Raw genomic sequence first — 25,264 nt, 5'->3', positions numbered from 1 at the left:
TCACATCACCTGGCGTTGCGGCTCGGCCTGCTCGACGCGGTTGCGGCCATGGGCCTTGGCTCGGTACAGCGCCTGGTCGGCGCGCGCCAGCAGTTCGTCGAGGGTGGGGGCCGGCATGTCGGCGGCACAACCGGCCAGGCCGATACTCACGGTAATCTGCAGGTGTTGGTCGGCCTGCACCACATGCAGGTCCTGCACGGCGCGGCGCAGGCGTTCGGCAGTGAACTTGGCCCGGTCTGGTGCCAGGCCCGGGAGGACCACGACAAATTCCTCGCCGCCCAGGCGGGCGAACAGTTCGCCATCGTGCAACTGGTCCTGCAGGGTGCCGGCGAACTGGCGCAGTACCTGGTCACCGACCGCATGACCGTGGGCATCATTGATCGACTTGAAGTGGTCGATATCCAGCATCATCAGGGTCAGCGGCAGCGCCTGGGCGTGTTGCTGGCGGCTTTCCAGCAGCGCGTTGGCGCGGCGGGTGAAGGCGCTGCGGGTGAGTGCGCCGGTGAGGTGGTCGATGGTGGCCTGATGCGCCAGGCGGGCCATCAGGCTGCGGTTGGCCTGGCTGACGCAGGCCACCACCAGCGGCCCGAGCACCAGCATGGCGATGCCCAGGCGCGCCGACATCAGCGTGGTTACCCCGGGCTCGCTTTGCGGCACGCTGAAATGCATGAGGTTTTGCGCCACCGCCACGATCAGCGTGCTGCCGGCGGTGAGTGTCAGCAGTGAGACCAGGAACGGTGAATAAGTCCAGGCGCACCACAGCAGCGCGGCAATCGGGAAGGCAATGGCCCCGGGGCCGCCGAAGGCAATGCTGGACGCCAGCGAGGCCAGCAGCATCAACAACGGCGCCAGGCGGATGGCCTGGGCGCCACCGCGCACCAGGGATCGCGCCGAGGGCGCCGTCAGCAGCACTGGCAGCACCAGCACGCTGGTCGAGAACTGTTCACTGAACCAGGCCAGCCAAGTGGCGCGCAAGGACTGTTCGAACCACGGCGCGGCCATTGCCGCCGCCATGCTGGCCGCCACAATCGCCCCGGCGGCACAGGCGCCGAACACGCTGAGCACGCCGTGGGGGGTACGCATGCGCCGGTGCAGGCGCGGCAAGCGCGAGAGCAGCAGCCAGAGGGTGACCACCACGCCCAGGTTGCACAGGTTGAACCACAGGGCCGGTACCCAGGCGCTGCCACACAGCAGGTCGGCGCCGACCATGGCCAGCCAGACCAGGGCAAAGCCCGTCAGCGTGGCCTGGCGGGGGTAGCGCAGCAGCACGCCGGCCAATACCGCATTGACCGGCCAGAACAGCGACAGGGATTCGATCGGGCGGGCCAGGATGCCGCCCAGCGTCAGGGCGAAGGTCAGGCCGAGTAGAACGACGTAGTGCAACAAGCGCGATTGGGCTGGAAAAACCATGGGCTCGACCGGCAAAGCGGAAACGAAATCCAGGACAACGGCTTGAAGCACCTGGGGCAATTGCGCATAAGTGTGTTTCGTCAGAGGACTTGATGTCAATCTGCCGCGATCGGTCGAGATAATGCCAAATTGCCTTCATTCGAGATGTGTCACCTCACAGCCCGAAGAACCACGGCACCATCAACACGGTCACCAGCATCACCAGTACGGTGAACGGCACGCCGACTTTGACAAAGTCGGCGAAGCGGTATTGTCCCGGGCCCAGTACCAGCGTGTTGACCGGCGATGACACCGGCGTCATGAACGCCGCCGAGGCGGCCAGCGCCACGGTCATGGCAAACGGGTAGGGCGACATGCCCAGCTGCGTGGCGGTGCTGACGGCCACGGGGGCCATCAGTACTGCAGTGGCCGTGTTGGAGATGAACAGGCCGATCACCGCCGTGACCGCGAACAGGCAGGCGAGGATGGCGCTGGGGCCGGCACCGCCCAGCACGCTGACCAGGCCGCCCACTGCCAGGTCGATGCCGCCGGTTTTCTGCAGTGCCTGGGCAAAGGGCAGCATGCCGACGATCAGCACCAGGCTTTGCCAGTGGATGGCCCGGTAGGCGCTGTTCATGTCGATGCAGCGGCCTGCGCCCATCAGCAGGCAGCCGATCAGCGCGGCAATCACATTGGGTACTACGCCGCTGACCATCAGCCCGACCATCACCGCCAGGCTCAGCAGCGCCTGTGGTGCGCGGGTGCGGGCGGGCGCGACCAGGTCGATTTCCGCGGGCAGGCTCAGTACCAGGAAGTCCTTGGGCTTGCCTTGCAACTGGCGCACGGCTTTCCACGGGCCGACTACCAGCAAGGTGTCGCCCAGGCGCAGCTTTTCTTCCACCAGCTGTTCTTCGATCGCCACCTGCTCGCGGCGCAAGCCCACCACGTTGAGGTCGAAGCGAGTGCGGAAGGCCAGTTCGAGGATGCTCTTGCCGAGCAGTTTCGAGCCCGGTGGCAGCAATACCTCGGCCATGCCCAGCTCCTGGGACTGGTCGATGAAGTAGGCGGCCTTGAAGTGCAGTGGCTCCAGTTGCATGGTCTGGCACAGGCTGCGCAGGTCGTCGCGGTTGGCGAACAGGTCGAGCAGCAGCACATCGCCCTGGTGCAGCACGGTGCTGGAGTCGGCGGCGATCACCCGCGTGGTGAACTTGTGCTGGCGCTCGATACCGATCACGTTGGCGCCATGCCGGGTGCGCAGCTCCAGCTCGCCCAGGGTATGACCGATCAGCGGCGAGTGGGGGCGGATGCGCAGGCGCCGTTCGCGGCCGTTGAGCTTGTAGTCCAGCACCAGGTCCAGCAGGGTGCGGCGGCTTTCCACGCGGCCGTCCTTGCGCACTTCGCCATTCAGCCAGTGCCGGGTCAGCAGCATGTAGCCGATGCCCAGCACAAGTACCACCAGGCCGAACGGGGTGAAGCTGAAGAAGCTGAAGCCCGCTTCGCCATGGCGCACCAGTTCGCTGTGCACCACCACGTTGGGCGGTGTGGCTACCAGGCTGAGCATGCCGCTGATCAGGCCGGCGAAAGCCAGCGGCATCATCAGGCGGGCGGGTGAAAGCTGCAGGCGTGCGGCGATGCTCAGCACCACCGGAATGAAAATGGCCACCACGCCGGTGGAGCTCATCATCGAACCCAGCCCCGCCACGGCCACCATCAGCAACACCAGCAGGCGCGCCTCGCTGTTGCCGGCCCGCTCGCTCATCCATTCGCCGATACGGTAGGCAATGCCGGTGCGCACCAGGCCTTCACCGATCACGAACAGGGCGGCGATCAACACCACGTTGGGGTCACTGAAGCCGGCCAGCGCCTGCTCCACGGTGAGGATGCCCGATAGCGGCAGGGCGAGGATCACCAGCAGCGCGACCACGTCCATGCGTGGGCGGTTGATGACGAACAGGGTGATGACGATGGCCAGCAGGCCGAGGACCCAGAGCAGCTCTTGGTTCATGGGGAGGGGGTGTTCCTTCACACGGGGGCACGATAGACAGTAGCAGCCAGTGTGCAGGATCGTGGTGAAGGGGGTGTTGATGTGCTGCAACAAAAAGGGCCGTTAGGCGACCCATCGCTGGCAAGCCAGGCTCCCACAATGACTGCGCATGGCTTGAGGTCAATGCGGTCGAGGTGGGAGCTGGCTTGCCGGCGATGGGCTGCGCAGCAGCCCCTCAGGTCACCGGATCAGTGACGGTGACGGCGGTGCTTGCCGTTGTTGTCGCCCAGGTGGTTGCCGATGGCACCACCGGCTGCGCCACCCAGACCAGCGCCCACGGTGGAGCCGGTCTTGCCGCCTACCGCGCCGCCCAGCAGCGAACCGCCGGCCGAGCCCAGGCCACCGCCGATGGCGGCTTCGGTACGGTTGCCCTTGCGTGCACCTACCGCACTGCCGGCTGCGCCGCCGAGGCCGGCGCCGATGGCCGCCCCCGTTTTGCCGCCGATCTGTTGACCGACCACGTTACCCAGAACACCACCCAGGCCACCGCCAATGGCGGCGGTACCGTCACCGGCGAAAGCGCCCTGGCACAGCAGCAGGCCGAGGGCAAGGGAAGGCAGAGTCAGACGCATGATACGAACCTCAAAGGAATCATCAGGTTAAGGTGCCGCGCAACGGGCGGCGGGCCAGGGTTGAAAAAGACGCTTCAGCGGTAGTAGCGGTCACCACGGTATTGACGATTGTCATCGTCGTCGTCGCGGTCATGCCGATGGTGGTGGCGATGGCCACGATCGCGATCACGGTCACGCCAGCCATCGTCGTCGTCATGGTAGCGATGGCTATGGCACCCTGCGGTCAGCAGGACAACGGCAATCAGCGAAAGGCTTGCAAGACGGGTCATCACGATATAGGTCCTTGATCCGCAAAGGTTTACGGCACACCCTCTGAGACTGGAAAGGATCCATTTGGTTTCGCTGGCAGGCAAAAATTTGTCGTGCCAGCGATGAGCGGCGGGGAAAGTGTGGAATCAGTGGGTTGGCTGAATTGCCAGCACCACACCGTTGGTGATCTGCACCAGCACGTAGCGCCCCCCCATGTTTACCCAGTGGCTTTCCTTTTCCGGCGCTGGCAGGCCCTTGGTTTTCCAGTCCTTGATTGCCTGGTCATCGCGTTTGTACTGGTCGGGTGCCTTGTCGCCGACCTTGAGCTCGCGGTTGTGGGTTTCTGGCGCGGTGATGCTTTCTTCGCCGGAGGGGGCTGCGCTGGCAGCGAGGGGCAGGCAGGGAAGGGCGGCGAACAGCAGGTAGTACAATTTCATGACGTTCTCCTTGTGGCGGAATGCCTTATCTGCGACAGCCACCTGCGCGTGACAATTCACTCGCGATGCTTGCCAGTGCTAGAGTCGCCTTCTTTTTTACCCTGAGGATGGAACATGCGTGCGATTCTGCCGATGGCCGCGGCGCTGATGCTGGTCGGTTGTGCTTCTGCGACCATGGAAACGGCCCGCGGCGGCAAGCCGACCGCGCAGCTCGACTCGCACAAGGCGCCGGAACTGGTGGCCCAGTGCATCCAGTTCAGCTGGCAGGAGGAGAAGGTGTTCGGCGACGACGCCAGTGGTTATCTGGAGCCACGCAAGCAGGGTGGGTTCACGGTGTATACCCGTGAAGCCGAGGCGTTCGTGGATGTGTACCCGCAGGCGGGTGGGGCGCGGGTGGATTACTACGCTCAGAAGAACGACGGTGTAGCCCTGCAGCGCCGGGCGGCGGCGGCGACCTGCCTGTAACGTCAAAACACATTCCCCTGTGGGAGCGGGTTCACCCGCGAATGCGTCGATATATTCAACACCGCATTCGCGGGTGAACCCGCTCCCACAGGGGCCGCGCGAGCTTTACAATTTTTAGCAAGGCAGTCCTGTCGCAGGGAGATTGGTGGAGGCTAGCATGAGCCCCCACGAATCAAGGAAGACACCATGGACCGCTCACTGCAACTCAACCGCGCCAGCTGGGATGAACGTGCCCCGCTGCACGCTGCTTCCAACGACTACGAAGTCGAACGGCTCGTCCAGCATCCCGAACACCTTTCCGAAACCGTACGCTTCGACCTGCCGTTGCTTGGCAATATCGACGGGCTCAACGCCGTCCACCTGCAGTGCCACATCGGTACCGATACCCTCTCGCTGGCGCGCCTTGGCGCCAAGGTCTGTGGCCTGGACTATTCCGCGGCTTCGCTGGCCGAGGCGCGGGCGCTGGCCCAGCGCTGTGCGGCACCCATCGCGTATGTCGAGTCTGACGTCTACGCCGCCGACAAAGTGTTGCCGGCCGGCACGTTCGACCTGGTCTACACCGGCATCGGCGCGCTCTGCTGGCTGCCTCGCATCGAGCCGTGGGCGCGTACAGTCGCGGCCCTGCTGAAGCCGGGCGGGCGGTTGTTCCTGCGCGACGGGCACCCGATGCTGATGGCAGTCAACGAAGACCACCAGGACCGCCTGCAACTCGAATACCCGTATTTCGAGCACGAAGAACCGACGGTGTGGCACAACGACCAGACCTACGTCGAAACCGAGCAGCGCCTTTCCCACACCGAAACCCACGAGTGGAACCACGGCCTGGGCGAGGTGATCAGCGCCTTGCTGGCCCACGGTCTGCAGCTGACCGCCTTGGTCGAGCACCAGAGCATCCCCTGGGAGGCGCTGCCGGGGCAGATGGTCAAGGGCGACGACGGTGAATATCGCCTGCGCGAGCAGCCCGCACGCCTGCCCCTGAGCTACACCCTGGTTGCAGTAAAAGCCTGATCAGGACAGGTAACCACCGTCGACATTGAGTGCGGTACCGGTGGTGTAGCTGGAAGCATCGCTGGCCAGGTACAACACGGCGCCGGCCATTTCCTTGGGGTCGGCCACGCGCTTGAGCGGGATCTGCTGCAGCGCGGCATTGAGGATGGCGTCGTTCTTCACCAGTGCCGAGGCGAACTTGGTGTCGGTCAGGCCCGGTAGCAGGGCGTTGCAGCGGATCCCGAACGGCGCGCATTCCTTGGCGAAGACCTTGGTCATGTTGATGACCGCCGCCTTGGTCACCGAATAGATGCCCTGGAACAGGCCGGGCGAAACCCCGTTGATCGAAGCCACGTTGATGATGCTGCCACCACCATGCTCGCGCATCAGCTTGCCGGCCTCGACCGACATGAAGAAGTAGCCACGGATGTTCACGTCCACGGTCTTCTGGAAAGCCCCTGGGTCGGTATCCAGCACGTTGCAGAACTGCGGGTTGGTAGCGGCGTTGTTGACCAGGATGTCCAGCCGCCCGAACTGTTCGCGAATGCCGGCGAACACTTGCTGGATCTGCTCCAGTTCACCGATGTGGCAGGCCACTGCCGTTGCCTTGCCGCCGGCGGCGATGATGGCGTCAGCCACCTGCTGGCAACCGTCGAGCTTGCGGCTGGACACGATCACATGGGCACCTTGCTGGGCCAGCAGGTGGGCGATGGCCTCGCCGATGCCACGGCTGGCGCCGGAAACGAAGGCAATCTTGCCGTCGAGGTCGAACAGGTGGGTCTTGGACATGCTGTTTTCCTTGTTATCCGTCGTCGAGGTCGGGGCTCAGAGGCTGGATTTGGCGATGACCTGCAAGGTCATCTGCTCCAGCAAGCGGTTCATGTGGATGAACTGGGCGAAGCGCTTGTCCTGGGTCTGGCCGTGGTAATAGCGGTAGTAGATCTGCTGGACGATGCCGGCCAGGCGGAACAGGCCATAGCAATAGTAGTAATCGAAGTTGTCCAGGCGGATGCCAGCGCGCTCGGCGTAGTAATCGACGAACTGGCGGCGGCTGAGCATGCCCGGTGCGTTGCTCGGCTGGCGACGCATCAGTTGCACCGGCGCCGGGTCATCGGCCTCGATCCAGTAGGCCAGGCTGTTGCCCAGGTCCATCAGCGGGTCGCCTAGGGTGGCCATTTCCCAGTCCAGCACACCGATGATGCGCATGGGGTTGTCGGCATCGAGGATCACGTTGTCGAAACGGTAGTCGTTGTGCACGATGCCGGGTCGCGGGTGGTCGGCGGGCATTTTCTCGTGCAGCCAGGCGGTCACCTGTTCCCAGCGCGGGGCGTCGGGCGTCAGGGCCTTTTCATAGCGGCTGGTCCAGCCCTCGATCTGGCGCTGCACATAGCCTTCCGGTTTGCCCAGGTCGGCCAGGCCGCAGGCGTTGTAGTCCACCTGATGCAGTTCCACCAGGCGGTCGATGAAGCTCTTGCACAGGGCCTCGGTGCGGTGGGCGTCAAGGTCCAGCTCGGCCGGGATGTCCGAGCGCAGGATGATGCCCTTGACCCGTTCCATCACGTAGAACTCGCCGCCGATCAGGCTGCTGTCGGTGCAATGCACATAGGCCTTGGGGCAGTAGGGGAAGCCGCTGTTGAGCTGGTTGAGGATGCGAAACTCGCGGCCCATGTCGTGGGCCGACTTGGCCTTCTGCCCGAACGGTGGACGGCGCAGCACGAAGTCGCGGCCCGGGTAGCTGACCAGGTAGGTAAGGTTGGAGGCGCCGCCAGGGAACTGGCTGATGCTCGGCAGGCCATCCAGGCCGGGGATGTTGGCTTTGAGGTAAGGGTCGATGACAGCCGCGTCGAGTTCTTCGCCGGGGCGTACCTGGGTGGACTGGTCGGTGAGCGTCATGCGTTTTCCTTATTCTCGATCGCAAGGACTATTGGCTAATCTAATGGTCCGCTGGGGATGGGACAAGCGTGCCAGATGCCATATAGGTGAGGGTGTTGCTGCCTGATCAACTGCCTTGATGAAGCGACTGCCCCTATCGCCGGCAAGCCAGCTCCCACAGGTACAGCGGCGTTCTGCAGGCAGATGCTGACCCTGTGGGAGCTGGCTTGCCGGCGATAGGGCCCGAACAGGCGGGCAAAAAAAAACCGAAGCCGGTCAGGCTTCGGTTTTTCGATCATCCGCTATTTCCAGCCCTCAGGACGGGAAAAGCTCGCTGAGCTTCATCGACAGCATCATGTCGCCTTCAACGCGCAGCTTGCCGCCCATGAATGCCTGCATGCCGTCGGTTTCGCCGCTGACGATACCCTTCAGGGTTTCGCTGTCCATTACCAGGGTGCAGTTGGCATCCGGGTTTTCGCCTTCCTGCAGATCGCAGGTGCCGTCCTTGACGATCAGCGCGTAGTGCTTGTCTTCGTCGGTGATGTTGAAGCCGAACACCAGGTCCAGGCCGGCGGCAGCGGATGGGTTGAACTTCTCTTGCATCTTTTTGACGGCATCAGCTACGGAGGTCATGGCGCATTCCTTATAGAGTGATTTACACGTCCCCGCAGGGACACAACAAGCCGGGCTCATCGATAGGTGACAAGCTCCGGCGCCCTCAACAGCTGCACATGGGCCTGGCTGTTGAAGGAAGCCAGTGCCACGTCGCGGCCGCGGAACTTCAGCTGGCTGAGCGACGTGTTGATGATCTGCCAGTTCAGCGCGAACGCCTGGCCGGGGGTGATACGGGTAACCAGGTGGAGCAGGGCGGCAATGGTGCCGCCCGAGGTGAAGATGGCGATATTGTCGCCGCTACCGGCGGCATCCAGTACGCGCTGCAGGCCGCCTTGCACGCGGGCGGTGAACGCCTGCCAGGTCTCCAGGCCATCGTCGGCATGTTCGCCATCGTGCCAGCGCTGCACCATCAGTGCGAACAGGCGCTGGAACTCGCTGCGGTGCTGCGCGCCATTGCGCAGGATGTGCAGGGCGTCAGGCTCCTGAGGCAGCAGCCCGGGCAACAAGGCGCGGATCACACCATCGGCATCGAACTCATTGAATGCTGCATCGGTCTCAACAGCCGGCACCGGGCAGCCATTGGCGTGCAATGCATCCAGGGCCAGGCGCGCGGTATCCTGCTGGCGGCGCAGGTCGCCTGCCACGCAGCGGTCCAGCCTTACACCGAGCTGGGCCAGGTGCTCACCCAGGGCCTGGCTCTGGCGCACGCCCACGGGCGAGAGGACATCGTAGTCATCGGCGCCGAAGGAGGCTTGGCCATGTCGGATCAGGTAGAGGTTGCCCACGAAAGGTTCCGGCCTGTTGGAGGTTGCTGCGAGGTTAGGATGCGGCACACGGGCTGTCAACGAAAAAACATACAAGCGTTTGAAAAGGTTGTTTGAAAGGTGTTGCCAGCGTTTGCCACGGCTGGCAGCACCTCAGGCGCAACGGTATGCTTGCTACAGTTACGCGCCGTAGTGGCGCAAGTCTTTAAGGAGTCAACGTGGAGTTTCTTGCTGAATACGCAAGCTTTCTCGCCAAAACCGCCACCCTGGTCATCGCCATCCTGATAGTGCTGTCGGCCATAGCCGGGCTGCGCGGCAAGGGGCGGCGCAAATCGGGTGGGCAATTGCAGGTCACTCGCCTGAACGAGTTCTACAAGGACCTGCGCGAGCGCCTGGAATCCGGCCTGCTCGACAAGGCCCAGCTCAAGGCCTTGCGCAAGCAGCAGGCCAAGGCGGAAAAGCGGCAGAAGAAGGGCAAGGCCGAGGAAAAGGGCCGGGTCTTCGTGCTGGACTTCGATGGCGACATCAAAGCTTCTGCCACCGAAAGCCTGCGCAACGAAATCACCGCGCTGCTGACCCTCGCCACCCCGCGTGACGAAGTGGTGCTGCGCCTGGAAAGCGGTGGCGGCCTGGTGCACAGCTACGGCCTGGCTGCATCGCAGCTGGCGCGCATTCGCCAGGCCGGCATCCCGTTGACCGTGTGCATCGACAAGGTGGCCGCCAGCGGCGGCTACATGATGGCCTGCATCGGCGAGAAGATCGTCAGCGCACCGTTCGCCGTACTGGGTTCCATCGGCGTGGTGGCGCAGCTGCCCAACGTCAACCGCCTGCTGAAGAAGCACGACATCGATTTCGAAGTGCTGACCGCCGGTGAATACAAGCGCACCCTGACCGTGTTCGGCGAGAACACCGAGAAGGGCCGGGAGAAGTTCCAGGAAGACCTGGACATCACCCACCAGCTGTTCAAGGACTTCGTTGCCCGCTATCGCCCGCAGCTGCACATCGACGAAGTGGCCACCGGCGAAGTCTGGCTGGGCGTCGCGGCACTCAACCGCAAGCTGGTGGACGAGTTGCAGACCAGCGACGAGTACCTCAGCGAACGCGCGCGCAACGCCAACCTGTTCCACCTGCACTACGCCGAACGCAAGAGCCTGCAGGAGCGAATCGGCATGGCTGCCAGTGGCACCGTGGAGAACACAGTGGTGGGCTTGTGGAGTAAACTCGGTCGCCTGCGCTAACACCTTGAACCCGTTGAAATTTTTTTTCGTTCAGGGGGTTGCAAGGTTAAAGGAATGAAGACATAATGGCGCCCATCGAAACGCAGCAAACTTTGAAAAAGGTTCAGCGTTTCAAGGAGATAGCGAAGCGCAAGCTGCTAGATCCGACCTTTGAGGCCGAGTAGCAAAGTGGTTATGCTCCGGATTGCAAATCCGTCTACGCCGGTTCGATTCCGACCTCGGCCTCCATCATTCGAAAGCCCCGCAGCCATTGAGGTTGCGGGGCTTTTTTCATGCCTGCGGATTTTGCTGCCCCCCGTCATTTGGGACAATCCGGGGATACCCGAAGAAATTGCATGTCACAAGTGTCCCTGGCGGCCTCCACCATTCCAAACCCCGCAAATGAAAGTCTGGGGGGCGTTATGAGCCTTCAGTTCTGCTGGAGCCTCCTCCATTAGCGCTGGGAAAGGGGAACGATGCGGGTCGCTATCGCCCCATGGCGGCCGTATCAGCGTTCGACCCTTGATCAGCCTAAATCCCCCTCAACAATGAGTAACTCACGACGATAGGCGCGTAACGCCATCGTCTTTGCTTCCGAATAGGCGGGATCGGCATAGCACGCCTTGGCCTGGGCGTAACTGTCGAACTCGACCGCCAGCGCCCGTGTGCTGGTATGCGACTCGACCAGCGCTGTCGAATCGAGAACCTTGAGCCTGGCGCCATACTGCTCGGCGATTGGCGCCCACAACCGGCCATATTCCTGCTGCGCCTCTGTGTCGGTAACAGCAGTCCCCAGAATGATCCAGTAACCTTTCATCAATTACTCCCGTTTGCATGTTCTGTACGAGAAGCCTGCCTCAGGGAGCCAGCCAGGAGGATTGCCACAATCCTTCATGGCGTAGGAAGCGAGCCCGTTGCTGGACGGGTCGTGTGAGATCCAACCACTCCAGTGCTCGTGGCTCGATGCATATGATTGCGAAGTGCTCGAAACCGCCCTGGATGCATTCGTAGGCGACTTCAGGGCTTTCAATCACCTGTCCCGGCACAGCGCCATGACGGAACAATGCCTGTGTCTTGTCACGCGCCGCCGACCAGCAGCGTCGGCGATGCCCGATATCCTCGATCAGGGTGGCAAGCCCCTCCATGCGCACCTGGGTCAGGCCGCAGGGGCTCAGTGCCGTTAGTGCAACGCGTGGGTCATCGGCTATCTGCGTGCATTTTGCCGAGCGCCTGTCCGCGTAAAAGTACAGCGCGCCTGCACGGGCATCGGCATCCCGCAGTACAACTGTTCTGGAGACGGGCCATCCTTGCTCGTCCAGGGTGGACAGTTGCATGAGCCGATAAGGGTTGCGCACGGGGCCGACCGGGATCGCCAGTTGCGCCCATATGGTCTGAAACAGATCGTCCAGCATGAAAAAAACCATGTTCCATGAAACGAGGGCCGCAGCATTGCTGCGGCCACGGACGATCAAATGCTGCGTGTTACGCCGCCATCGATCCTGATGTTCTGCCCGGTGATGTAGGCCGCGCCTTCGCTAGCAAGGAACGCAATGGTCGCAGCGATTTCTTCGCTGGTGCCGTAGCGCTTGAGCGGCACGCTGTCGCGGCGTTGCTCGGTGCTCGGCAAGCTGTCGATCCAGCCAGGGAGGACGTTGTTGATGCGCACGTTATCGCCGGCGAAATTGTCGGCGAAGATCTTGGTGAACGCGGCAAGGCCCGAGCGGAATACAGCAGAAGTCGGGAACAGCTCGCTGGGTTCGAACGCCCAGGCAGTGGAGATGTTGATGATCACTCCGCTCTTCTGACGCTGCATGTAAGGCGTCACCAGGCGAGTCGGGCGAATGACATTGAGCAGGTAAGTATCCATGCCCTTGTGCCAATCCTCGTCGCTGATTTCCAGGATTGGCGCGCGCGGACCATGGCCGGCGCTATTGACCAGTACATCGATACGGCCCCACTTTTCCACGACAGCGTCGACCAGGCGTTGCAGGTCTTCAACCGACTGATTGCTACCGGTTACACCAATACCGCCGAGTTCGGCAGCCAACGCCTCGCCCTTGCCCGAAGAGGAGAGAATCCCAACCTTGAAGCCGTCGGCGGCCAGGCGTCGTGCTGCCGCTGCGCCCATGCCGCTGCCACCCGCCGTGATAATCGCAACTTTTTCTACTGACATGCTGCCTCCAATCCCTCAATGCTGATTTTTCAGGTGCATTCACCTTAGCAGCAGTCCTATTGGCGAGGGAGACAGGTAAACTTCACTATTGCGATAGATTAACTATCGACAGCTTGTTGCTTGAGCCAGTGTTGGACGACGCTCAATGAGTCCGGCTGTTTCATCTTGCGTGGCCAGACCAGATAAAACGACTTGTCGACCCTGAGTTGCTGGGTAAAAACCTGCATCAGCCGGCCTGCGGCAATGTCATCACCGACGAACGCAGGGCTGGCCAAGGCAATGCCCTGGCCGCTGATTGCCGCTTCAATGGCCAATGAGGTCTGATTGAAGCGCAGATTTCTGGCTGTGGGTTGCAGGTGATGCGGGAACAGCTCTGCAAGGAACTGAGGCCAGAAATTATGGGCATCGTGCAACATGACGAAGTCCTGCAACTGCGCAAAGCTGGCAGGTATTTCGCTGCCTTCGAACAGCCTTGGGCTGGCCACCGCAATGATTCGCTGCTCCATCAGCAGCTCGCTATTCAAACCTGCTCCGAACTCGGGCTTGCCATAGCGGACAGCGATATCCACACCATCGGTGCTGAAGTGCGACAGCCGGTCGGTTGCCAGCACACGCAAATCGATGTCTGGGTGGCTCTGCGCAAAATTGCCGAGCCTGGGAATCAGCCATTTCGAGGCGAAGGTAGGTGTAACGCTGACTGTCAGGTGAGAAGTCTGTGGCCGAAGCAGGCGTGTTGCCTCGTCGATCATGGCCAGTGCACTGCGAATGCTTCCGCTGTAGCCCAGGCCCGCATCAGTCAACGCCAAGCCACGGGGCAGGCGTTCAAACAAACGCAGATCCAGGCTCGCCTCCAACCCGCGTATCTGCTGGGCAACTGCCGCCTGGGTCACGCCCAGTTCCTCGGCAGCCACACGGAAGTTCAAGCGGCGAGCCACCACTTCAAAAACACGTAACGCGTTCAGCGAGGGCAAATCAGGGAAACCGTCTGGCATGGCAATCAAGATTCTATCGAGTTCGGCAATTGTTCTGTCTCTCTGATGCTTTCACAAGGTTGATAACCTGATCGGGCTCGAAAGATTCACTGTGCCGAGGCTACTCCCTGCAACTAGCTAAAGAAACCTGTGCCAATCGAAAGCATCGCTTGGCTAGCTTGCTGAAACGTTTCTTCGTGTCTATAAAGGGGAACAACTCCAAGAAAGGCAACCTGTCATGCCCCTCCTCAAATTCTTCGTTGCTCTCGGCGCCCTGTCCGCAGCCTCCCACACCATGGCCTGGGATTACGTTCTGCTCGACACCGATAAAGCCGCCCAGAACTGGCAGATCACCAGCCAGCAACTTGGCATAAAAACCGACAAGCCCTTCAGCGTTACCTTGCGTACCTTGCACGGAGGCAGGCAAGAGGGTGTCAGCATCGTCGACATCGATAACGGTACGATGAAACTTTCGGTAGTGCCGACCCGCGGAATGAACGTCTTGCAGGCGTCGGTCGGCAATGTGCGCATGGGCTGGGATTCGCCGGTCAAGGAAGTGGTCAACCCGTCCTTCATCGAGCTCAATGGGCGCAATGGCCTGGGCTGGCTGGAGGGCTTCAACGAACTGGTCGCCCGCTGCGGTTACGAATGGGTCGGCCACCCCGGCGTCGACAATGGCGAGCTGCTGACCCTGCACGGTAGGGCCGCCAACATACCTGCGAACAAAGTCACCCTGCACATCGATGAGAAACCACCATACGCGATCAGCCTGCGTGGCGAACTGAAAGAGCAGGCGTTCAAGAAGGTCGACTTCTCCGTCGTGACCGAATTGGTCACCGAACCGGGCAGCGTGATGTTCGTCCTCAACGACACTCTGACCAACAACGGCGATTATCCGAAGGAATACCAGGCGCTGTATCACAGTAACTTCAGCACCCCGTTTCTGGAGCAGGGTGCTCGGTTCGCCGCGCCAGTGAAACAGGTGTCGCCGTTCAACGACAAGGCAAGGGAGGATCTGGCCGATTGGCAAACCTACCGAGCGCCCACCAAGGACTATGACGAAACGGTTTATAACGTGGTGCCGTATGCCGATGATCAGGGCAATACGTTGGCCGTGTTGCATGACAAGGCTGGCAGTCTGGGCGTTTCGGTCGGCTTCAATACTCGGACATTGCCTGTATTTTCACTGTGGAAAAATACCGATACCCAAGGCCAGGGTTATGTGACCGGGCTCGAGCCGGGGACGAGTTTTTCCTACAACCGCCGTTACCAGCGGCCACTGAACCTGGTGCCGACAATCGGACCGAAGGAAAACAGGCAGTTCCACATCAGCTACAGCTTGTTGGCGGACAAGGTGGCAGTGGACAAGGCCTTGAAGCAGGTTGGCGAGATACAGGGTGGGCGCGAAACCGAGGTGCGACAGACGCCATTGGTTGATCTGACCAAGGGGTAACGCCGACCAGGGCATGTAGGCCTCGTCGACTAGTCAGAACTATCAAAGTTGTTGGTTTCATGCCTTTGCTGAAAGGCTGCTTTCGACCCAAAGCGGACATCTGTAACCGGGGCCGCTTCGCGGCCCATCGCCGGCAAGCGCGGCTCCCACAAGTACAGCGCATGTCTGAAGGCTGGTGATACTCCTGTGGGAGCCGGCTTGCCGGCGATGAGGCCGGTACTGACTACAGAGCTTTGGATCAGTGTCCGCCGTGGGTCGATAGCTGTCTGTCGCCTACGGCCGCAGGATCCATCGCCCGCCGCTCCGTCCATTCAAACGCTAGCCTTCAGGCGGGGATATCCCGCAAACGAACTCATCCGATCCCAGGCGGTGCGAGCCGAACTCCACAACATAGCCAACCCCGCGGCGCTCCGCCTCGGCCCTGGCAGTCTTCTGGTCGGCATAAACATCGACGAAATGCCAGGGATGCCGGTCTCTCAGTACGCCCCATCCAAGCACCCAGCCGTCATTGTCCGGATCGGGTGGCAGGTTTTTCGCCAAGCTGCGGATGCCCATACGTTCACCCCGATGTGCTAGCCAGTTTTCTGCTTGCGAAGCAACTACAAACCACGACTTGGACAAAAACGTATATGAAGCATAGCGCTTACTAGGCGCACCCATTGGTTCACTTTACAAGGGGCGGAAGCCATCTCTGACCGCCCGCGCTCGAATGCAGCAGGGTAGCGTGCGCTGCACCAACAGCCAGCGCACATGGGCCATCACCCCTCGAACTGAATCACCATCCGCCCTTTGATCTTGCCCTCCAGCATTTCTTCGAAGATCTGGTTGATATCCTCGATCGGCCGCAGGGTCACCTTCGGCACCACTTTCCCTTCCGCCGCAAACTGGAAAGCTTCCTGCAGGTCCTGGCGGGTACCGACCAGCGAGCCGATCACTTCGATACCGTCCAGCACCAATCGAGGGATATTCAGGTTCATTGCTTCCGAAGGCAGGCCGACCGCAACCAGGCGGCCACCCGCGCGCAGGGCATCAACGGCCGAGTTGAAGGCAGCCTTGGCAACGGCGGTAACCACGGCGGCATGGGCGCCACCGGTCTTGGCCTGGATGACCTTGGCGGCATCCTCGGTGCGTGAGTTGATGACCAGGTCGGCGCCCATCTCGCTGGCGAAGCGCAGTTGCTCTTCGTTGACGTCGATGGCGATCACTTTGGCGTTGAAGACGTTCTTGGCATATTGCAGGGCAAGGTTGCCCAAGCCGCCGAGGCCGTAGATGGCGATCCATTGGCCAGGGCGGATGTTGGAGATCTTCACCGCCTTGTAGGTGGTCACGCCGGCGCAGGTAATGCTGCTGGCGGCAGCGGAGTCGAGCCCGTCGGGCACTTTTACCGAGTAGTCGGCCTTGACGATGCAGGCTTCGGCCATGCCGCCGTCCACGGTGTAGCCGGAGTTCTTCACTTCGCGGCACAGGGTTTCGTTGCCGCTGTTGCAATACTCGCAATGCCCGCAGCCCTGGTAGAACCAGGCCACGCTGGCGCGGTCGCCCGGTTTGAGCGAGGTGACGCCTGGCCCTACTGCCTGGACCACGCCGATGCCTTCGTGGCCTAGCACCACACCGGTCTTGTCACCGAAGTCGCCATTTTTCACATGCAGGTCGGTGTGGCACACACCGCAGCATTGCATCTTCAGCAGCGCTTCACCGTGCTCGAGGGGGCGCAGGGTTTTCTCCACCACATCCACGCGACGGCCTGGTGCAACAACAGCAGCTTTCATAGGAGCCTCCGTGTCTATCCGAATGAGCTTGGGTTATCGCCGGGGTTAGCATAGCCCTTGCTGGGTGGGGCAAAACTGCTTCAGGTCATGGTCTGGGGTGGGAGGCTTGTACGCAGCAGGTACCTGCCCTGCGCGGGCACTTGCAGGAGCGGCCTTGTGTCGCGAAAGGGTCGCAGAGCGGCCCCGGGATTTAAGTGGTGGCGCATAAGTTGTTAGGGCTGCTTTGCAGCCCATCGCGACACAAGGCCGCTCCTGCAGGGTTCTGCGTAAGGCTCGGCACAAAAAGAAAAGCCCGCGGCAATAATGCGGCGGGCTGCAAGAACATACGGAGCAGGGCCAGTGTGCCCACCCGGATGTCAGTATTTCGTGAAGGTCAGGTCATGAGCATGTCATGCATGGCTCAGTTCCAGTTGGCTGATGACGCACACCGAGCCATCCTCGGCAGGCGTGTCGTCGGTGTAGTCCACCTGGTTGTATACCCCGCCATGGAATTTGAGCGTGCGCGTCGCCCAGGTCGCACCCAGTTGCAGGGGCGATGTGCTGCCAATACGGCCGTTGCAGCTTGCACTGACCGTGCAGGCGCCGTTGTTCGTCACGTCGATGTTCACATCGAAACGGGCGCCGAGCGGTACGTCGGCCAGCACCGTGCTGCTGCTCGTGGCCGTCTGGTTGAAGTCGGTCCGGAAGCCCACGGTGATCTTGCCCTTGTTCCAGAACACCTTGATGGGTGGGTTGTCGTCGTCTTTGACGTGCATCTGGGCAATCACCACTTTTTGCGCAAAGTTCACTTTCTGCAGTGTCATGGTCTGGTGATTGCGGTGTCGGGCGCCGCTGTTCAGCGCCCAGTACGCGGGCTCCTTCCACTCGCAGCGGGTGCGGTGGGTGCTTTTGCTGGAGGCGCCTTTGGTGGGGGCGGTCATGCGGATCGAGCCGTCGCTCAGGCGGGCGATGACTTCGGGCAGGGTCGCCAGCGCCTGGGCGCCGGTCAACTCCAGCGCCACCGGGTTGGTCGCGGACTTCGGCACGGGAGTGGTGATGATGAGGTTGTCGATATACACAGCCATGGGCTTTCTCCTTGAAAAACGACAGGTCCTGCATCATTTGCGAGCCTGGCCAGCATGGGCGCAGTTCACTGTGATTTGCCAAGGCTGGACGAAGGGAAAACCCAGGGGATAAAAAAGCCCGCCATGGGAGGCGGGCAAGCAACGTTTGAAGGGAGAGCCTGCAGAGTGGACCCGGCCGGTTAACCGAGCATTAAGCGGTAACGCATTGACCTGTGCAGCCGATCAGCCTATACAGGCCTGCCACCAGCCCAGGAGCCAGCATGCACGACGAAGACGACCTGCACGAACCCGAGCACGATCACCTGCTTGACCACGAATTCCTCTACGACGATATCGAGCCTGAAGCGGATGCCCAGGGCGCCGAGGACGAGGTTGAGGAAGACGAGGAAACGCTGGATGACCTCGATGACGAGGAGCGCGATCACCCAGCCTGGTTCGACGACTGCGAAGACGACTGACTCAGCGCCCGTCTACCGAGAAACGCCCCGGGCCGCTCACTGCCAGCATCAGCAGGCCGCCCATGATGCTGAGGTTCTTCAGGAACTGGGTCATGTTGGCGCTGCGCTCAGGGTCGACCATGCTCCAGAACGGGTGACCCAGCAGCGCCGTGCCCAGCACGAACAGCGCCAGCAGGAAGGCCAGCGGCCGGGTGTAGAAACCGAGGATCAGCAGGATGCCGACGACGAACTCCATGAGCACGGCAACTGCCGCTGCCAGCATGGGGGCAGGGGCGCCCAGTGAGGTCATGTAGCCGACCGTGCCTTCGAACCCGGTCAGCTTGCCCCAGCCAGACAAGACGAACAGGATCATCAGCAGCACACGGGCAATCAGGATAATGATGTCGCGTTGACCATCGAACAGGGAGTAGCGCATGGCGGCGTTCCAGTGGGCGGGTACAAGCTCCACTCTAGCAGCTGCGCAAAGGATTGCTGGCGGGCAGCAAAAAGGCGCCGCAAGGGCGCCTTCGCAAAGAATTTGGTGCGAGTGGCGGGACTCGAACCCGCAAGGCTCACGCCGACAGATTTTAAGTCTGCTGTGTATACCAATTCCACCACACTCGCACGCTTGAAGGGGTCGTGACGACCAGCTCGCTTCTAAGCAGAAGGGCTTCGCAATCAAGCGCGCTTTATAACCCATTGTTATAGTTGAGTCAACCACAGCACCTATGATCAACAGAGTGAAGGGTCGATCGAATGGGCAATTGACACCTTGCTGTCATTACGCCACTGTTGCCCCTTTATTGGATCCAAGAGTGTGCGGTGATGAATCAGTCCAGTGCTTCCGAGCGTATCGTGCGCCCACGGCTGTTCTGGCGACTGTTGTTCGCGCTGGTAGTCGTGTTGGGGGCGTTTCTCTACCTCAGCCTGATCAGCCTGGGCGGTTACCTGCTGATGCTGGGGTTCGATGCCGAACACCCTCAACCGCAGCGCCTGATGGCCCTGGCCGGTGGCGGGCTTATCCTGCTGGTCGGTTTGTGGCTGCTGAAAGTGGCGATGCCGCGGCGCATCAGCCCGGTACTGGTTGAGCCCGAGCGTTGAACCTCGCCCTATCTTCCCTCCTGCCGTACCGGTGGAGCTCGCATGGTTTCAGCTGACTGCCTCGACCACCCTGTCATGCCTGCCCACCGCTATGAACAGCTGGTTCAGTCGGTGGTGGATTACGCCATCTACATGCTCGACCCATCCGGCCATGTGGTGTCGTGGAACGCAGGCGCGCAACGCATCAAGGGGTACCGTGCCGATGAAGTGATCGGCCAGCATTTCTCGTTGTTCTTCACCCCGCAGGATTGCACCGAAGGCCGCCCGGAGCGCTTGCTGCGCCAGGCGCTGGAGCAGGGCGTGGCGCAGGATGAAGGCTGGCGCGTACGCAAGGATGGCACGCAGTTCTGGGCGCTGGCCGCGCTGGATGTGATTCGCGATGACCAGGGCCAGGTCGTCGGCCTGGCCAAGGTGACCCGGGACATCACCGACCGCCGCGAGTCGGCGCTGCAACTGGACGCGGTACGCGCCCAGCTGTTCCAGGCACAGAAGCTGGAGGCCCTCGGCCAGTTGACCGGTGGCCTGGCGCATGACTTCAACAACATGCTGACCATCATCATCAGCTCGGCGCGCCTGGCGCTGGCCACAAAGGACCCGGCACGCGCCCAGCGCATGCTGCAGCATATTCTGGATGCCGGGCAGCGGGGCACCGAACTGACCCAGCAGCTGCTCAGCTTTGCCCGCCACCGCAAGCTTGATGTGTCTTGCGTCGCCCCGGCGAACCTTATTGCCGCCACCCGTGGTCTACTGGAGCATGCGCTGCCCGGTTCGATTGACCTGGAGGTTGTGCTGCAGCCAGACCTGCCCCTGATCGAGGTGGATGCCGGGCAATTGCAGATGGTGCTGCTCAATCTGTTGTTCAATGCCCGCGATGCCATCACGGGGCAGGGCCGGATCGGCTTGACCGTCGATGTGGTCGAACTGGCCGGCGAGGTGGAAGGCCTGCATGGCGGGTTTGTGCGTTTCGAGGTGGAAGACAGCGGCGAGGGCATCGCGCCAGCGGTACTGCCGCGGATTTTCGAACCGTTTTTCACTACCAAGCCCTTTGGCAAGGGGACTGGCCTGGGCCTTAGCCAGGTGTATGGTTTTGCCAGGCAGAGCGGTGGTGCCATTTGCGTGGACAGTGAGCCCGGCCGGGGAACTTGCATGCAGCTTTACTTGCCAATCTATCAGCAGACGGACAGCCAACTCGACAGGTAGAACACCATGGCACAGGCACTCAGGCGGCTGGTGACGGGGATCGATGGGCTCGATGCGTTGCTCCAGGGTGGCCTGGTGGCTGGCGCGTCCTACATCATTCAGGGCCCGCCGGGCGCGGGCAAGACCATCCTCGCCAACCAGCTGGCCTGCGGGCATGTGCGCGGCGGTGGCAGGGTGCTGGTGGCCACCTTGCTGAGCGAGTCGCACGAGCGACTGTTCCAGTACCTGGCGACCTTGGAGTTCTTCGACCCGGCGCTGGTCGGCGACCCGATCCAGTTCGTCAGTGCTTTCGACACCCTGGAGCAGGAAGGCCTGGACGCCGTGGTACGGCTGCTGCGCCAGGAAATCGCTCGCCAGCAGGCCAGCCTGCTGATCGTCGATGGCGTGCTCAATGCCCGGGTGCGTGCGGAAACCGCGTTGGACACCAAGAAATTCGTCTCCGAACTACAGGGCCATGCGGCCTTTGCCGGTTGCACCGTGCTGCTGCTGACCAGCGCCCGGCTGGAAGAAGGCAGCCCGGAGCACACCATGGTCGACGGCGTGATCGAACTGGGCGAGCAACTGTTCGGCAGCCGCGCCGTGCGCCATATCCAGCTGCGCAAGACACGGGGCAGTGCGGCGTTGTCGGGGCGCCATGAATGCCTCATCGATGGAGCCGGCATGCATGTCTACCCGCGCCTGGAGTCGCTGTTCAGCCACCCCAGCCAGGCGGGCAGCGCCACCTTGGAGCGCGTCAGCAGCGGGGTGGCGACCCTGGATGAAATGCTCGGTGGCGGCCTGGCCACGGGCTCGGTCAGCCTGCTGATCGGGCCCTCGGGTATTGGCAAGACGTCATTGGGCCTGGCTTTTCTCGGTGCCAGCAGCCCGCAGGCGCCGGGGCTGCATTTCGGCTTCTACGAAACGCCGGAGCGCCTGCGTATCAAGGCCGCGTCGCTGGGTTACGATTTCGCAGCCATGGAGCAGGGCGGCAGCCTGCAGCTGTGCTGGCAGCCGACCACCGAGGGCCTGCTGGACCAGGTCGGCGCGCGCCTGCTCGAGCGGGTCGAAGCGCAAGGCAGCAGGCGCGTGCTGATCGACAGCCTGGGGGCGTTCAGCCGCCTGGCCATCGACCCGGCGCGGCTCAATGCGTTTTTCCGCGCCCTGGCCGGCGAGCTGCGCGCGCGCGATGTCAGCGTGATGCTGACCTGGGAAATGCGCGACATCTTCGGCGCGGAAATCAGCGCCCCGGCCCCAGACCTGTCGAGTATCGTCGACAACCTGATGCTGATGCGCTTCGTCGAGCTGGATTCGCAGCTGCGGCGCATGCTGTCGATCCTCAAGGTGCGTGACAGCCACCATGACCCTGCCTTGCACGAGCTGCTGATCGGGCCGCAAGGCATTACCCTGCGCAAGGCGTTCGACGGCGCCTGCGGTGTGCTCTCGGGAACGCCGGTGCCGCAGGGGAGCGGGTGACGGGGCGGGCGATGAACACCATCCTGATCGTCGATGACGAGTACCTGATTGCCGACATCCTCGGTTTTGCCCTGGAGGACGAAGGTTTTCTGGTGGAAAAGGCGAGCAACGGCTGCAAGGCGCTGGAGGCACTGAAGGAAAAGCGCGTTCAGCTGGTCATCACCGACTACATGATGCCACTGCTCAACGGTGAAGAGCTGGTGCGCTCGATGCGTGAAGACCCGGCCTTGAGCGAGTTGCCGGTCATCCTCATGAGTGGCGCGCAGGCCAACCAAGGATGCCCGGAACTGTTCGCCGCGGTGTTCGACAAACCGTTCGACATGGACTGTATGATCGCCAAGGTGCACGAACTGCTGGGCACCTGAGGCGCGGGGCGATCAAGCGCGTCCGTGCGGCTTGAGGCAGGTCGCTCAGTGCGAGTCGTCGTGCTTTTCCGGGGCTGGGCTGCCAGCCTGGATACGCTTGAAGATCTCTTCGCGATGGACCTGGACGTCTTTCGGTGCATCGATACCGATCCTCACCTGCATCCCTTTGACGCCCAGAATGGTGACTTTGATGTCATCGTTGATGACGATGCTTTCGCCAACCTTGCGGGTGAGTATCAGCATGTAGTTCTCCTTGGTGATGTAAAAGTCCGTCGGGCTAGTTGCCACGGCGGCGGGAGCTTGTCCCTCTTCCTTCTCATTAAAGACGCTTTCGGCGGATAGTAATTCCCCGACAGACAAATTCTGTTGCGTGTCTTCAGTTGCAGGTGCCGAAGCAAACCGCCAGCGGTTTGTCGGCCAAGGTGCTCGGTGGCAAGAATAGGGGGCTTGGCGGCCAATGGGAAATTTCTTCGCATCATGGTCTGAATAGACCGGGTTAATGGTCATCCTGTTCCTCGAGTGCCTGAAGAAATAACAGCAAGGCTACTTCTTCACGGTCCAGGCCTTTGCGTACACGGTTCTTCGGCAAGTTGGCCAGGCGCCCCAGGGCATAGTGTTCAAGTACAGCCGGGTGGATGTAGCAGCGCCTGCACACCGCCGGCGTGTTGCCCAGGCGTGATGCTACCTGGCGGACGATGGCGGCGACCTGGCGCTTGGCTTCGCTCTCGGGTTCCCAGGCCAAGGGCCTGAGCAGGTCCAGGGCCAGGCTGCTGCCGGCCCAGGTGCGGTAGTCCTTGGCGGTGAAGTCGGCGCCGGTCAGCTGCTGCAGAAACTGGTTGACCTCGCTGGAGCCGACACTGTGGCGCTGGCCGTCGTCGTCCAGGTACTGGAACAGCGCTTGCCCGGGCAGCTCCATGCAGCGCTTGAGCAGGTTGGCCAGGCGCCGATCGTTGAGGCTGACGTTATGCTCGACGCCACGCTTGCCGCGGAACTGGAAGCGGATGCTGCTGCCCTTCACCTCGACATGGCGGTTGCGCAGGGTGGTCAGGCCATAGGACTGGTTTTCACGCAGGTAGCGCTGGTTGCCGATGCGGATCAGGGTGTGGTCCAGCAGGCTGACCACCAGCGCCATTACCTTTTCCCGGTCCAGGCCTGGCCGGGCAAGGTGGGCGTGCAGTTGTGCACGCAGTTTCGGCAGGGCCTGGGCAAACGCCAGCATGCGCGCGTACTTGTGCTGATCGCGTACTTCGCGCCACTGCGCATGGTAGCGATATTGCTTGCGGCCACGGGCATCGCGACCTGTCGCCTGCAGGTGGCCCTGCGGGTCGGCGCAGATCCACACCTCGGTATAGGCCGGGGGGATTACCAGTGCAGCGATGCGGGCGAGGGTATCGCTGTCGCGCACCCGCTGGCCGTCGGCATCCAGGTAGATGAAGCGGCCCCGCCAGCGCCGCCGGGTCAGGCCCGGCTGGCTGTCGTCGACGTAGTGCAGGGAGCGCGGAAGGGGGCAGTCAAGCATGGCTGGCAGGCCTCGATCAGGTCACTGATCAATGGACACCAGCCACGGGGCCGATGCTCAGCCCAGCAACGCCACCGACTTGATCTGGGCAAATAGCACCTGGCCCGGGTGCAGGCCGAGCTGATCTGCCGAGAAGCGGGTGATGCGCGCGAGCAAGGCGTTGCCGCCGGCATCCAGGCTGACCAGCACATGGGCCGGGTTGGCGGCCGGGCGGCTTTCGCGCACGCGCACCGGCAATCGGTTGAGGATGCTGGAAGTACTGTCGGCTGCCAGGGCCAGGCTGACGTCACGAGCCTGCACCTTGACCCGCAAGGTGCTGCCCATCGCCTGGGCCGGGTGGGCGATGCGCAACAGTGGCCCATCGTTGCCGGGCAGGCGCAGTTCGAGCAGGTCGTAGTGCGGGTCGTGCCCCACCACCAGGCCCTCGAACACCACGCCGGCATCCTCGCCCTCGGCCAGCGACAGGTCGAGACGGGCCAGGGTTTCGCCGATCGGGCCGCTGGCCACTGCATGGCCTTGCTCCAGCAACACCAGGTGGTCGGCCAGCCGCGCCACTTCCTCCTGGGCATGGCTGACATACACCAGCGGGATGTCCAGTTCGTCGTGCAGGCGTTCCAGGTAGGGCAGGATTTCGCGCTTGCGCGGCCCGTCGAGGGCAGCCAGCGGCTCGTCCATCAACAGCAGGCGCGGGCTGCTGAGCAGGGCGCGGGCAATGCCCACCCGCTGTGCCTCGCCACCGGACAAGGTCGCCGGCCGGCGTGCCAGCAAGTGGCCGATACCCAGCAGCTGGCAGGCCTGGTCGAGGCTGACCTTGCGCTCGGCAGCGGCCACCCGGCGCCAGCCGAACTCCAGGTTGCCGCGTACCGACAGGTGCGGGAACAGGCTGGCCTCCTGGAACACGTAGCCCACCGGGCGCAGGTGTGGTGCCTGGAAGTAGCCACGGGCGCTGTCTTCCCAGACTTCGCCGTTGACCTCGATGTAGGCGCTGGCGGCCCGTTCCAGCCCGGCCAGGCAACGCAGGCAGCTGGTCTTGCCAGAACCGGAGTGGCCGAACAGCGCGCTGATGCCTCGGCCGGGCAGGTGCAGGTCGACGTCCAGGGTGAAGTCGTCGCGCGCCAGTTTCAGGCGCGCCACAATCGATGCGCTCAT

At 62.4% G+C, this 25,264-nt stretch carries 29 protein-coding genes and 2 tRNA genes; 10 read left to right on the top strand and 21 right to left on the bottom strand.

The window, feature by feature from the left end:
* The 5 genes from ABX298_RS00495 to ABX298_RS00475 all read right to left on the bottom strand — a co-directional run bounded on the left by ABX298_RS00495 (window position 1) and on the right by ABX298_RS00475 (window position 4,691).
* Window positions 1-1,425: a GGDEF domain-containing protein gene (locus ABX298_RS00495; protein ID WP_075045633.1), complete on the bottom strand. Its 1,425-nt coding sequence runs from the start codon at window positions 1,423-1,425 to the stop codon at window positions 1-3.
* Between the two features lie 139 nt (window positions 1,426-1,564).
* Window positions 1,565-3,394: an SLC13 family permease gene (locus tag ABX298_RS00490; protein WP_367393920.1), complete on the bottom strand. Its 1,830-nt coding sequence runs from the start codon at window positions 3,392-3,394 to the stop codon at window positions 1,565-1,567.
* Window positions 3,395-3,621: 227 nt separating this feature from the next.
* The gene (locus tag ABX298_RS00485) at window positions 3,622-4,005 is read right to left on the bottom strand and encodes a glycine zipper domain-containing protein (protein ID WP_025339704.1); all 384 of its coding nucleotides are present in this window, start codon (window positions 4,003-4,005) and stop codon (window positions 3,622-3,624) included.
* Window positions 4,006-4,079: 74 nt separating this feature from the next.
* Window positions 4,080-4,274, bottom strand: coding sequence for a hypothetical protein (locus ABX298_RS00480; RefSeq protein WP_085590806.1), 195 nt, complete (start codon window positions 4,272-4,274; stop codon window positions 4,080-4,082).
* A 126-nt stretch (window positions 4,275-4,400) separates the two neighbouring features.
* Entirely contained in the window at window positions 4,401-4,691 is a 291-nt protein-coding gene (locus tag ABX298_RS00475; protein WP_367393919.1) for an RcnB family protein, read from the bottom strand.
* Between the two features lie 114 nt (window positions 4,692-4,805).
* Between ABX298_RS00475 and ABX298_RS00470 the strand changes: the two genes are divergently transcribed.
* Window positions 4,806-5,156 (top strand): hypothetical protein, encoded by a 351-nt coding sequence (locus ABX298_RS00470; protein ID WP_016498900.1) that lies wholly within the window; start codon window positions 4,806-4,808, stop codon window positions 5,154-5,156.
* Window positions 5,157-5,342: 186 nt separating this feature from the next.
* Window positions 5,343-6,164 (top strand): bifunctional 2-polyprenyl-6-hydroxyphenol methylase/3-demethylubiquinol 3-O-methyltransferase UbiG, encoded by an 822-nt coding sequence (locus tag ABX298_RS00465; protein ID WP_085706466.1) that lies wholly within the window; start codon window positions 5,343-5,345, stop codon window positions 6,162-6,164.
* Here the strand turns inward: ABX298_RS00465 and ABX298_RS00460 are convergent, their stop codons facing one another.
* The 4 genes from ABX298_RS00460 to ABX298_RS00445 form a co-directional block, all read right to left on the bottom strand.
* Window positions 6,165-6,932, bottom strand: a complete 768-nt coding sequence (locus ABX298_RS00460; protein WP_085615066.1) for an SDR family oxidoreductase — start codon at window positions 6,930-6,932, stop codon at window positions 6,165-6,167.
* Window positions 6,933-6,968: 36 nt separating this feature from the next.
* Complete coding sequence (locus ABX298_RS00455) at window positions 6,969-8,036, bottom strand: phosphotransferase family protein (protein WP_367393918.1); 1,068 nt, start codon at window positions 8,034-8,036, stop codon at window positions 6,969-6,971.
* 294 nt (window positions 8,037-8,330) lie between these two features.
* Window positions 8,331-8,648 carry an SCP2 sterol-binding domain-containing protein gene (locus tag ABX298_RS00450; protein WP_003257405.1) on the bottom strand — a complete coding sequence of 106 codons (318 nt, stop codon included), beginning with the start codon at window positions 8,646-8,648 and terminating at the stop codon, window positions 8,331-8,333.
* Window positions 8,649-8,704: 56 nt separating this feature from the next.
* On the bottom strand, window positions 8,705-9,415 hold the full coding sequence (locus ABX298_RS00445) for a histidine phosphatase family protein (protein ID WP_075045628.1): 711 nt from the start codon (window positions 9,413-9,415) through the stop codon (window positions 8,705-8,707).
* Window positions 9,416-9,612: 197 nt separating this feature from the next.
* Between ABX298_RS00445 and sohB the strand changes: the two genes are divergently transcribed.
* Window positions 9,613-10,632 (top strand): protease SohB, encoded by a 1,020-nt coding sequence (gene sohB, locus ABX298_RS00440; RefSeq protein ID WP_023662815.1) that lies wholly within the window; start codon window positions 9,613-9,615, stop codon window positions 10,630-10,632.
* A gap of 154 nt (window positions 10,633-10,786) precedes the next feature.
* Window positions 10,787-10,860, top strand: a tRNA-Cys gene (locus ABX298_RS00435).
* 277 nt (window positions 10,861-11,137) lie between these two features.
* Here the strand turns inward: ABX298_RS00435 and ABX298_RS00430 are convergent.
* The 4 genes from ABX298_RS00430 to ABX298_RS00415 form a co-directional block, all read right to left on the bottom strand.
* Window positions 11,138-11,428 carry a DUF1330 domain-containing protein gene (locus ABX298_RS00430; protein ID WP_286100133.1) on the bottom strand — a complete coding sequence of 97 codons (291 nt, stop codon included), beginning with the start codon at window positions 11,426-11,428 and terminating at the stop codon, window positions 11,138-11,140.
* Between the two features lie 40 nt (window positions 11,429-11,468).
* Entirely contained in the window at window positions 11,469-12,023 is a 555-nt protein-coding gene (locus ABX298_RS00425; protein ID WP_367393917.1) for a pyridoxamine 5'-phosphate oxidase family protein, read from the bottom strand.
* Between the two features lie 56 nt (window positions 12,024-12,079).
* Window positions 12,080-12,784 carry an SDR family oxidoreductase gene (locus ABX298_RS00420; RefSeq protein ID WP_367393916.1) on the bottom strand — a complete coding sequence of 235 codons (705 nt, stop codon included), beginning with the start codon at window positions 12,782-12,784 and terminating at the stop codon, window positions 12,080-12,082.
* A gap of 98 nt (window positions 12,785-12,882) precedes the next feature.
* Complete coding sequence (locus tag ABX298_RS00415; RefSeq protein WP_367394493.1) at window positions 12,883-13,776, bottom strand: LysR substrate-binding domain-containing protein; 894 nt, start codon at window positions 13,774-13,776, stop codon at window positions 12,883-12,885.
* A 217-nt stretch (window positions 13,777-13,993) separates the two neighbouring features.
* On the opposite strand from ABX298_RS00415, the gene ABX298_RS00410 reads away from it, so the two are divergent.
* On the top strand, window positions 13,994-15,208 hold the full coding sequence (locus tag ABX298_RS00410; protein ID WP_075045626.1) for an aldose 1-epimerase family protein: 1,215 nt from the start codon (window positions 13,994-13,996) through the stop codon (window positions 15,206-15,208).
* 318 nt (window positions 15,209-15,526) lie between these two features.
* Here ABX298_RS00410 and ABX298_RS00405 read toward each other — a convergent pair whose 3' ends face one another.
* The 3 genes from ABX298_RS00405 to ABX298_RS00395 form a co-directional block, all read right to left on the bottom strand.
* On the bottom strand, window positions 15,527-15,763 hold the full coding sequence (locus ABX298_RS00405) for a hypothetical protein (protein WP_075045625.1): 237 nt from the start codon (window positions 15,761-15,763) through the stop codon (window positions 15,527-15,529).
* Window positions 15,764-15,966: 203 nt separating this feature from the next.
* Complete coding sequence (gene adhP, locus ABX298_RS00400; RefSeq protein ID WP_075045624.1) at window positions 15,967-16,977, bottom strand: alcohol dehydrogenase AdhP; 1,011 nt, start codon at window positions 16,975-16,977, stop codon at window positions 15,967-15,969.
* Between the two features lie 389 nt (window positions 16,978-17,366).
* Window positions 17,367-18,041, bottom strand: coding sequence for a polysaccharide lyase family 7 protein (locus tag ABX298_RS00395; RefSeq protein ID WP_075045623.1), 675 nt, complete (start codon window positions 18,039-18,041; stop codon window positions 17,367-17,369).
* Between the two features lie 260 nt (window positions 18,042-18,301).
* On the opposite strand from ABX298_RS00395, the gene ABX298_RS00390 reads away from it, so the two are divergent.
* The gene (locus ABX298_RS00390; RefSeq protein WP_025339680.1) at window positions 18,302-18,499 is read left to right on the top strand and encodes a hypothetical protein; all 198 of its coding nucleotides are present in this window, start codon (window positions 18,302-18,304) and stop codon (window positions 18,497-18,499) included.
* Between the two features lies 1 nt (window position 18,500).
* On the opposite strand, the gene ABX298_RS00385 is transcribed toward ABX298_RS00390, so the two are convergent.
* Together ABX298_RS00385 and ABX298_RS00380 are read right to left on the bottom strand one after the other, a co-directional pair.
* Window positions 18,501-18,914: a DoxX family protein gene (locus ABX298_RS00385; RefSeq protein WP_025339679.1), complete on the bottom strand. Its 414-nt coding sequence runs from the start codon at window positions 18,912-18,914 to the stop codon at window positions 18,501-18,503.
* A 103-nt stretch (window positions 18,915-19,017) separates the two neighbouring features.
* A tRNA-Leu gene (locus tag ABX298_RS00380) sits at window positions 19,018-19,102 on the bottom strand.
* A gap of 201 nt (window positions 19,103-19,303) precedes the next feature.
* On the opposite strand from ABX298_RS00380, the gene ABX298_RS00375 reads away from it, so the two are divergent.
* Genes ABX298_RS00375 through ABX298_RS00360 form a run of 4 tightly spaced genes read left to right on the top strand, consistent with a single transcriptional unit; the run spans window position 19,304 to window position 22,596 of the window.
* Window positions 19,304-19,579, top strand: coding sequence for a hypothetical protein (locus ABX298_RS00375; protein WP_075045621.1), 276 nt, complete (start codon window positions 19,304-19,306; stop codon window positions 19,577-19,579).
* A 42-nt stretch (window positions 19,580-19,621) separates the two neighbouring features.
* A complete protein-coding gene (locus tag ABX298_RS00370) occupies window positions 19,622-20,779 on the top strand; it encodes a nitrogen regulation protein NR(II) (RefSeq protein ID WP_075045620.1) in 1,158 nt (385 codons plus the stop codon).
* Between the two features lie 6 nt (window positions 20,780-20,785).
* On the top strand, window positions 20,786-22,231 hold the full coding sequence (locus ABX298_RS00365; RefSeq protein WP_286100131.1) for an ATPase domain-containing protein: 1,446 nt from the start codon (window positions 20,786-20,788) through the stop codon (window positions 22,229-22,231).
* A gap of 11 nt (window positions 22,232-22,242) precedes the next feature.
* Window positions 22,243-22,596: a response regulator gene (locus ABX298_RS00360; RefSeq protein WP_013973192.1), complete on the top strand. Its 354-nt coding sequence runs from the start codon at window positions 22,243-22,245 to the stop codon at window positions 22,594-22,596.
* A 45-nt stretch (window positions 22,597-22,641) separates the two neighbouring features.
* On the opposite strand, the gene csrA is transcribed toward ABX298_RS00360, so the two are convergent.
* The 3 genes from csrA to modC all read right to left on the bottom strand — a co-directional run bounded on the left by csrA (window position 22,642) and on the right by modC (window position 25,264).
* Window positions 22,642-22,839 carry a carbon storage regulator CsrA gene (gene csrA / locus ABX298_RS00355; RefSeq protein ID WP_004375914.1) on the bottom strand — a complete coding sequence of 66 codons (198 nt, stop codon included), beginning with the start codon at window positions 22,837-22,839 and terminating at the stop codon, window positions 22,642-22,644.
* 253 nt (window positions 22,840-23,092) lie between these two features.
* Window positions 23,093-24,115, bottom strand: coding sequence for a DNA topoisomerase IB (locus ABX298_RS00350; protein WP_286100130.1), 1,023 nt, complete (start codon window positions 24,113-24,115; stop codon window positions 23,093-23,095).
* 57 nt (window positions 24,116-24,172) lie between these two features.
* The gene (gene modC, locus ABX298_RS00345; protein WP_286100129.1) at window positions 24,173-25,264 is read right to left on the bottom strand and encodes a molybdenum ABC transporter ATP-binding protein; all 1,092 of its coding nucleotides are present in this window, start codon (window positions 25,262-25,264) and stop codon (window positions 24,173-24,175) included.

It is taken from the genome of Pseudomonas sp. X4 (genome assembly GCF_040784925.1).
Taxonomy (GTDB): domain Bacteria; phylum Pseudomonadota; class Gammaproteobacteria; order Pseudomonadales; family Pseudomonadaceae; genus Aquipseudomonas; species Aquipseudomonas putida_Z.
Note: the sequence above shows the minus strand (reverse complement) of the source record. Positions and strands in the feature narration are given on the sequence as shown.

What these genes read in the sequence shown, in the direction of transcription:
- ABX298_RS00490 (WP_367393920.1), bottom strand. Translation starts at nt 3,394, where the DNA reads ATGAACCAAGAGCTGCTCTGGGTCCTCGGCCTGCTGGCCATCGTCATC.
- ABX298_RS00485 (WP_025339704.1), bottom strand. Translation starts at nt 4,005, where the DNA reads ATGCGTCTGACTCTGCCTTCCCTTGCCCTCGGCCTGCTGCTGTGCCAG.
- ABX298_RS00480 (WP_085590806.1), bottom strand. Translation starts at nt 4,274, where the DNA reads ATGACCCGTCTTGCAAGCCTTTCGCTGATTGCCGTTGTCCTGCTGACC.
- ABX298_RS00475 (WP_367393919.1), bottom strand. Translation starts at nt 4,691, where the DNA reads ATGAAATTGTACTACCTGCTGTTCGCCGCCCTTCCCTGCCTGCCCCTC.
- ABX298_RS00470 (WP_016498900.1), top strand. Translation starts at nt 4,806, where the DNA reads ATGCGTGCGATTCTGCCGATGGCCGCGGCGCTGATGCTGGTCGGTTGT.
- ABX298_RS00465 (WP_085706466.1), top strand. Translation starts at nt 5,343, where the DNA reads ATGGACCGCTCACTGCAACTCAACCGCGCCAGCTGGGATGAACGTGCC.
- ABX298_RS00460 (WP_085615066.1), bottom strand. Translation starts at nt 6,932, where the DNA reads ATGTCCAAGACCCACCTGTTCGACCTCGACGGCAAGATTGCCTTCGTT.
- ABX298_RS00455 (WP_367393918.1), bottom strand. Translation starts at nt 8,036, where the DNA reads ATGACGCTCACCGACCAGTCCACCCAGGTACGCCCCGGCGAAGAACTC.
- ABX298_RS00450 (WP_003257405.1), bottom strand. Translation starts at nt 8,648, where the DNA reads ATGACCTCCGTAGCTGATGCCGTCAAAAAGATGCAAGAGAAGTTCAAC.
- ABX298_RS00430 (WP_286100133.1), bottom strand. Translation starts at nt 11,428, where the DNA reads ATGAAAGGTTACTGGATCATTCTGGGGACTGCTGTTACCGACACAGAG.
- ABX298_RS00425 (WP_367393917.1), bottom strand. Translation starts at nt 12,023, where the DNA reads ATGCTGGACGATCTGTTTCAGACCATATGGGCGCAACTGGCGATCCCG.
- ABX298_RS00420 (WP_367393916.1), bottom strand. Translation starts at nt 12,784, where the DNA reads ATGTCAGTAGAAAAAGTTGCGATTATCACGGCGGGTGGCAGCGGCATG.
- ABX298_RS00415 (WP_367394493.1), bottom strand. Translation starts at nt 13,776, where the DNA reads ATGCCAGACGGTTTCCCTGATTTGCCCTCGCTGAACGCGTTACGTGTT.
- ABX298_RS00410 (WP_075045626.1), top strand. Translation starts at nt 13,994, where the DNA reads ATGCCCCTCCTCAAATTCTTCGTTGCTCTCGGCGCCCTGTCCGCAGCC.
- ABX298_RS00405 (WP_075045625.1), bottom strand. Translation starts at nt 15,763, where the DNA reads ATGGGCATCCGCAGCTTGGCGAAAAACCTGCCACCCGATCCGGACAAT.
- adhP (WP_075045624.1), bottom strand. Translation starts at nt 16,977, where the DNA reads ATGAAAGCTGCTGTTGTTGCACCAGGCCGTCGCGTGGATGTGGTGGAG.
- ABX298_RS00395 (WP_075045623.1), bottom strand. Translation starts at nt 18,041, where the DNA reads ATGGCTGTGTATATCGACAACCTCATCATCACCACTCCCGTGCCGAAG.
- ABX298_RS00390 (WP_025339680.1), top strand. Translation starts at nt 18,302, where the DNA reads ATGCACGACGAAGACGACCTGCACGAACCCGAGCACGATCACCTGCTT.
- ABX298_RS00385 (WP_025339679.1), bottom strand. Translation starts at nt 18,914, where the DNA reads ATGCGCTACTCCCTGTTCGATGGTCAACGCGACATCATTATCCTGATT.
- ABX298_RS00375 (WP_075045621.1), top strand. Translation starts at nt 19,304, where the DNA reads ATGAATCAGTCCAGTGCTTCCGAGCGTATCGTGCGCCCACGGCTGTTC.
- ABX298_RS00370 (WP_075045620.1), top strand. Translation starts at nt 19,622, where the DNA reads ATGGTTTCAGCTGACTGCCTCGACCACCCTGTCATGCCTGCCCACCGC.
- ABX298_RS00365 (WP_286100131.1), top strand. Translation starts at nt 20,786, where the DNA reads ATGGCACAGGCACTCAGGCGGCTGGTGACGGGGATCGATGGGCTCGAT.
- ABX298_RS00360 (WP_013973192.1), top strand. Translation starts at nt 22,243, where the DNA reads ATGAACACCATCCTGATCGTCGATGACGAGTACCTGATTGCCGACATC.
- csrA (WP_004375914.1), bottom strand. Translation starts at nt 22,839, where the DNA reads ATGCTGATACTCACCCGCAAGGTTGGCGAAAGCATCGTCATCAACGAT.
- ABX298_RS00350 (WP_286100130.1), bottom strand. Translation starts at nt 24,115, where the DNA reads ATGCTTGACTGCCCCCTTCCGCGCTCCCTGCACTACGTCGACGACAGC.
- modC (WP_286100129.1), bottom strand. Translation starts at nt 25,264, where the DNA reads ATGAGCGCATCGATTGTGGCGCGCCTGAAACTGGCGCGCGACGACTTC.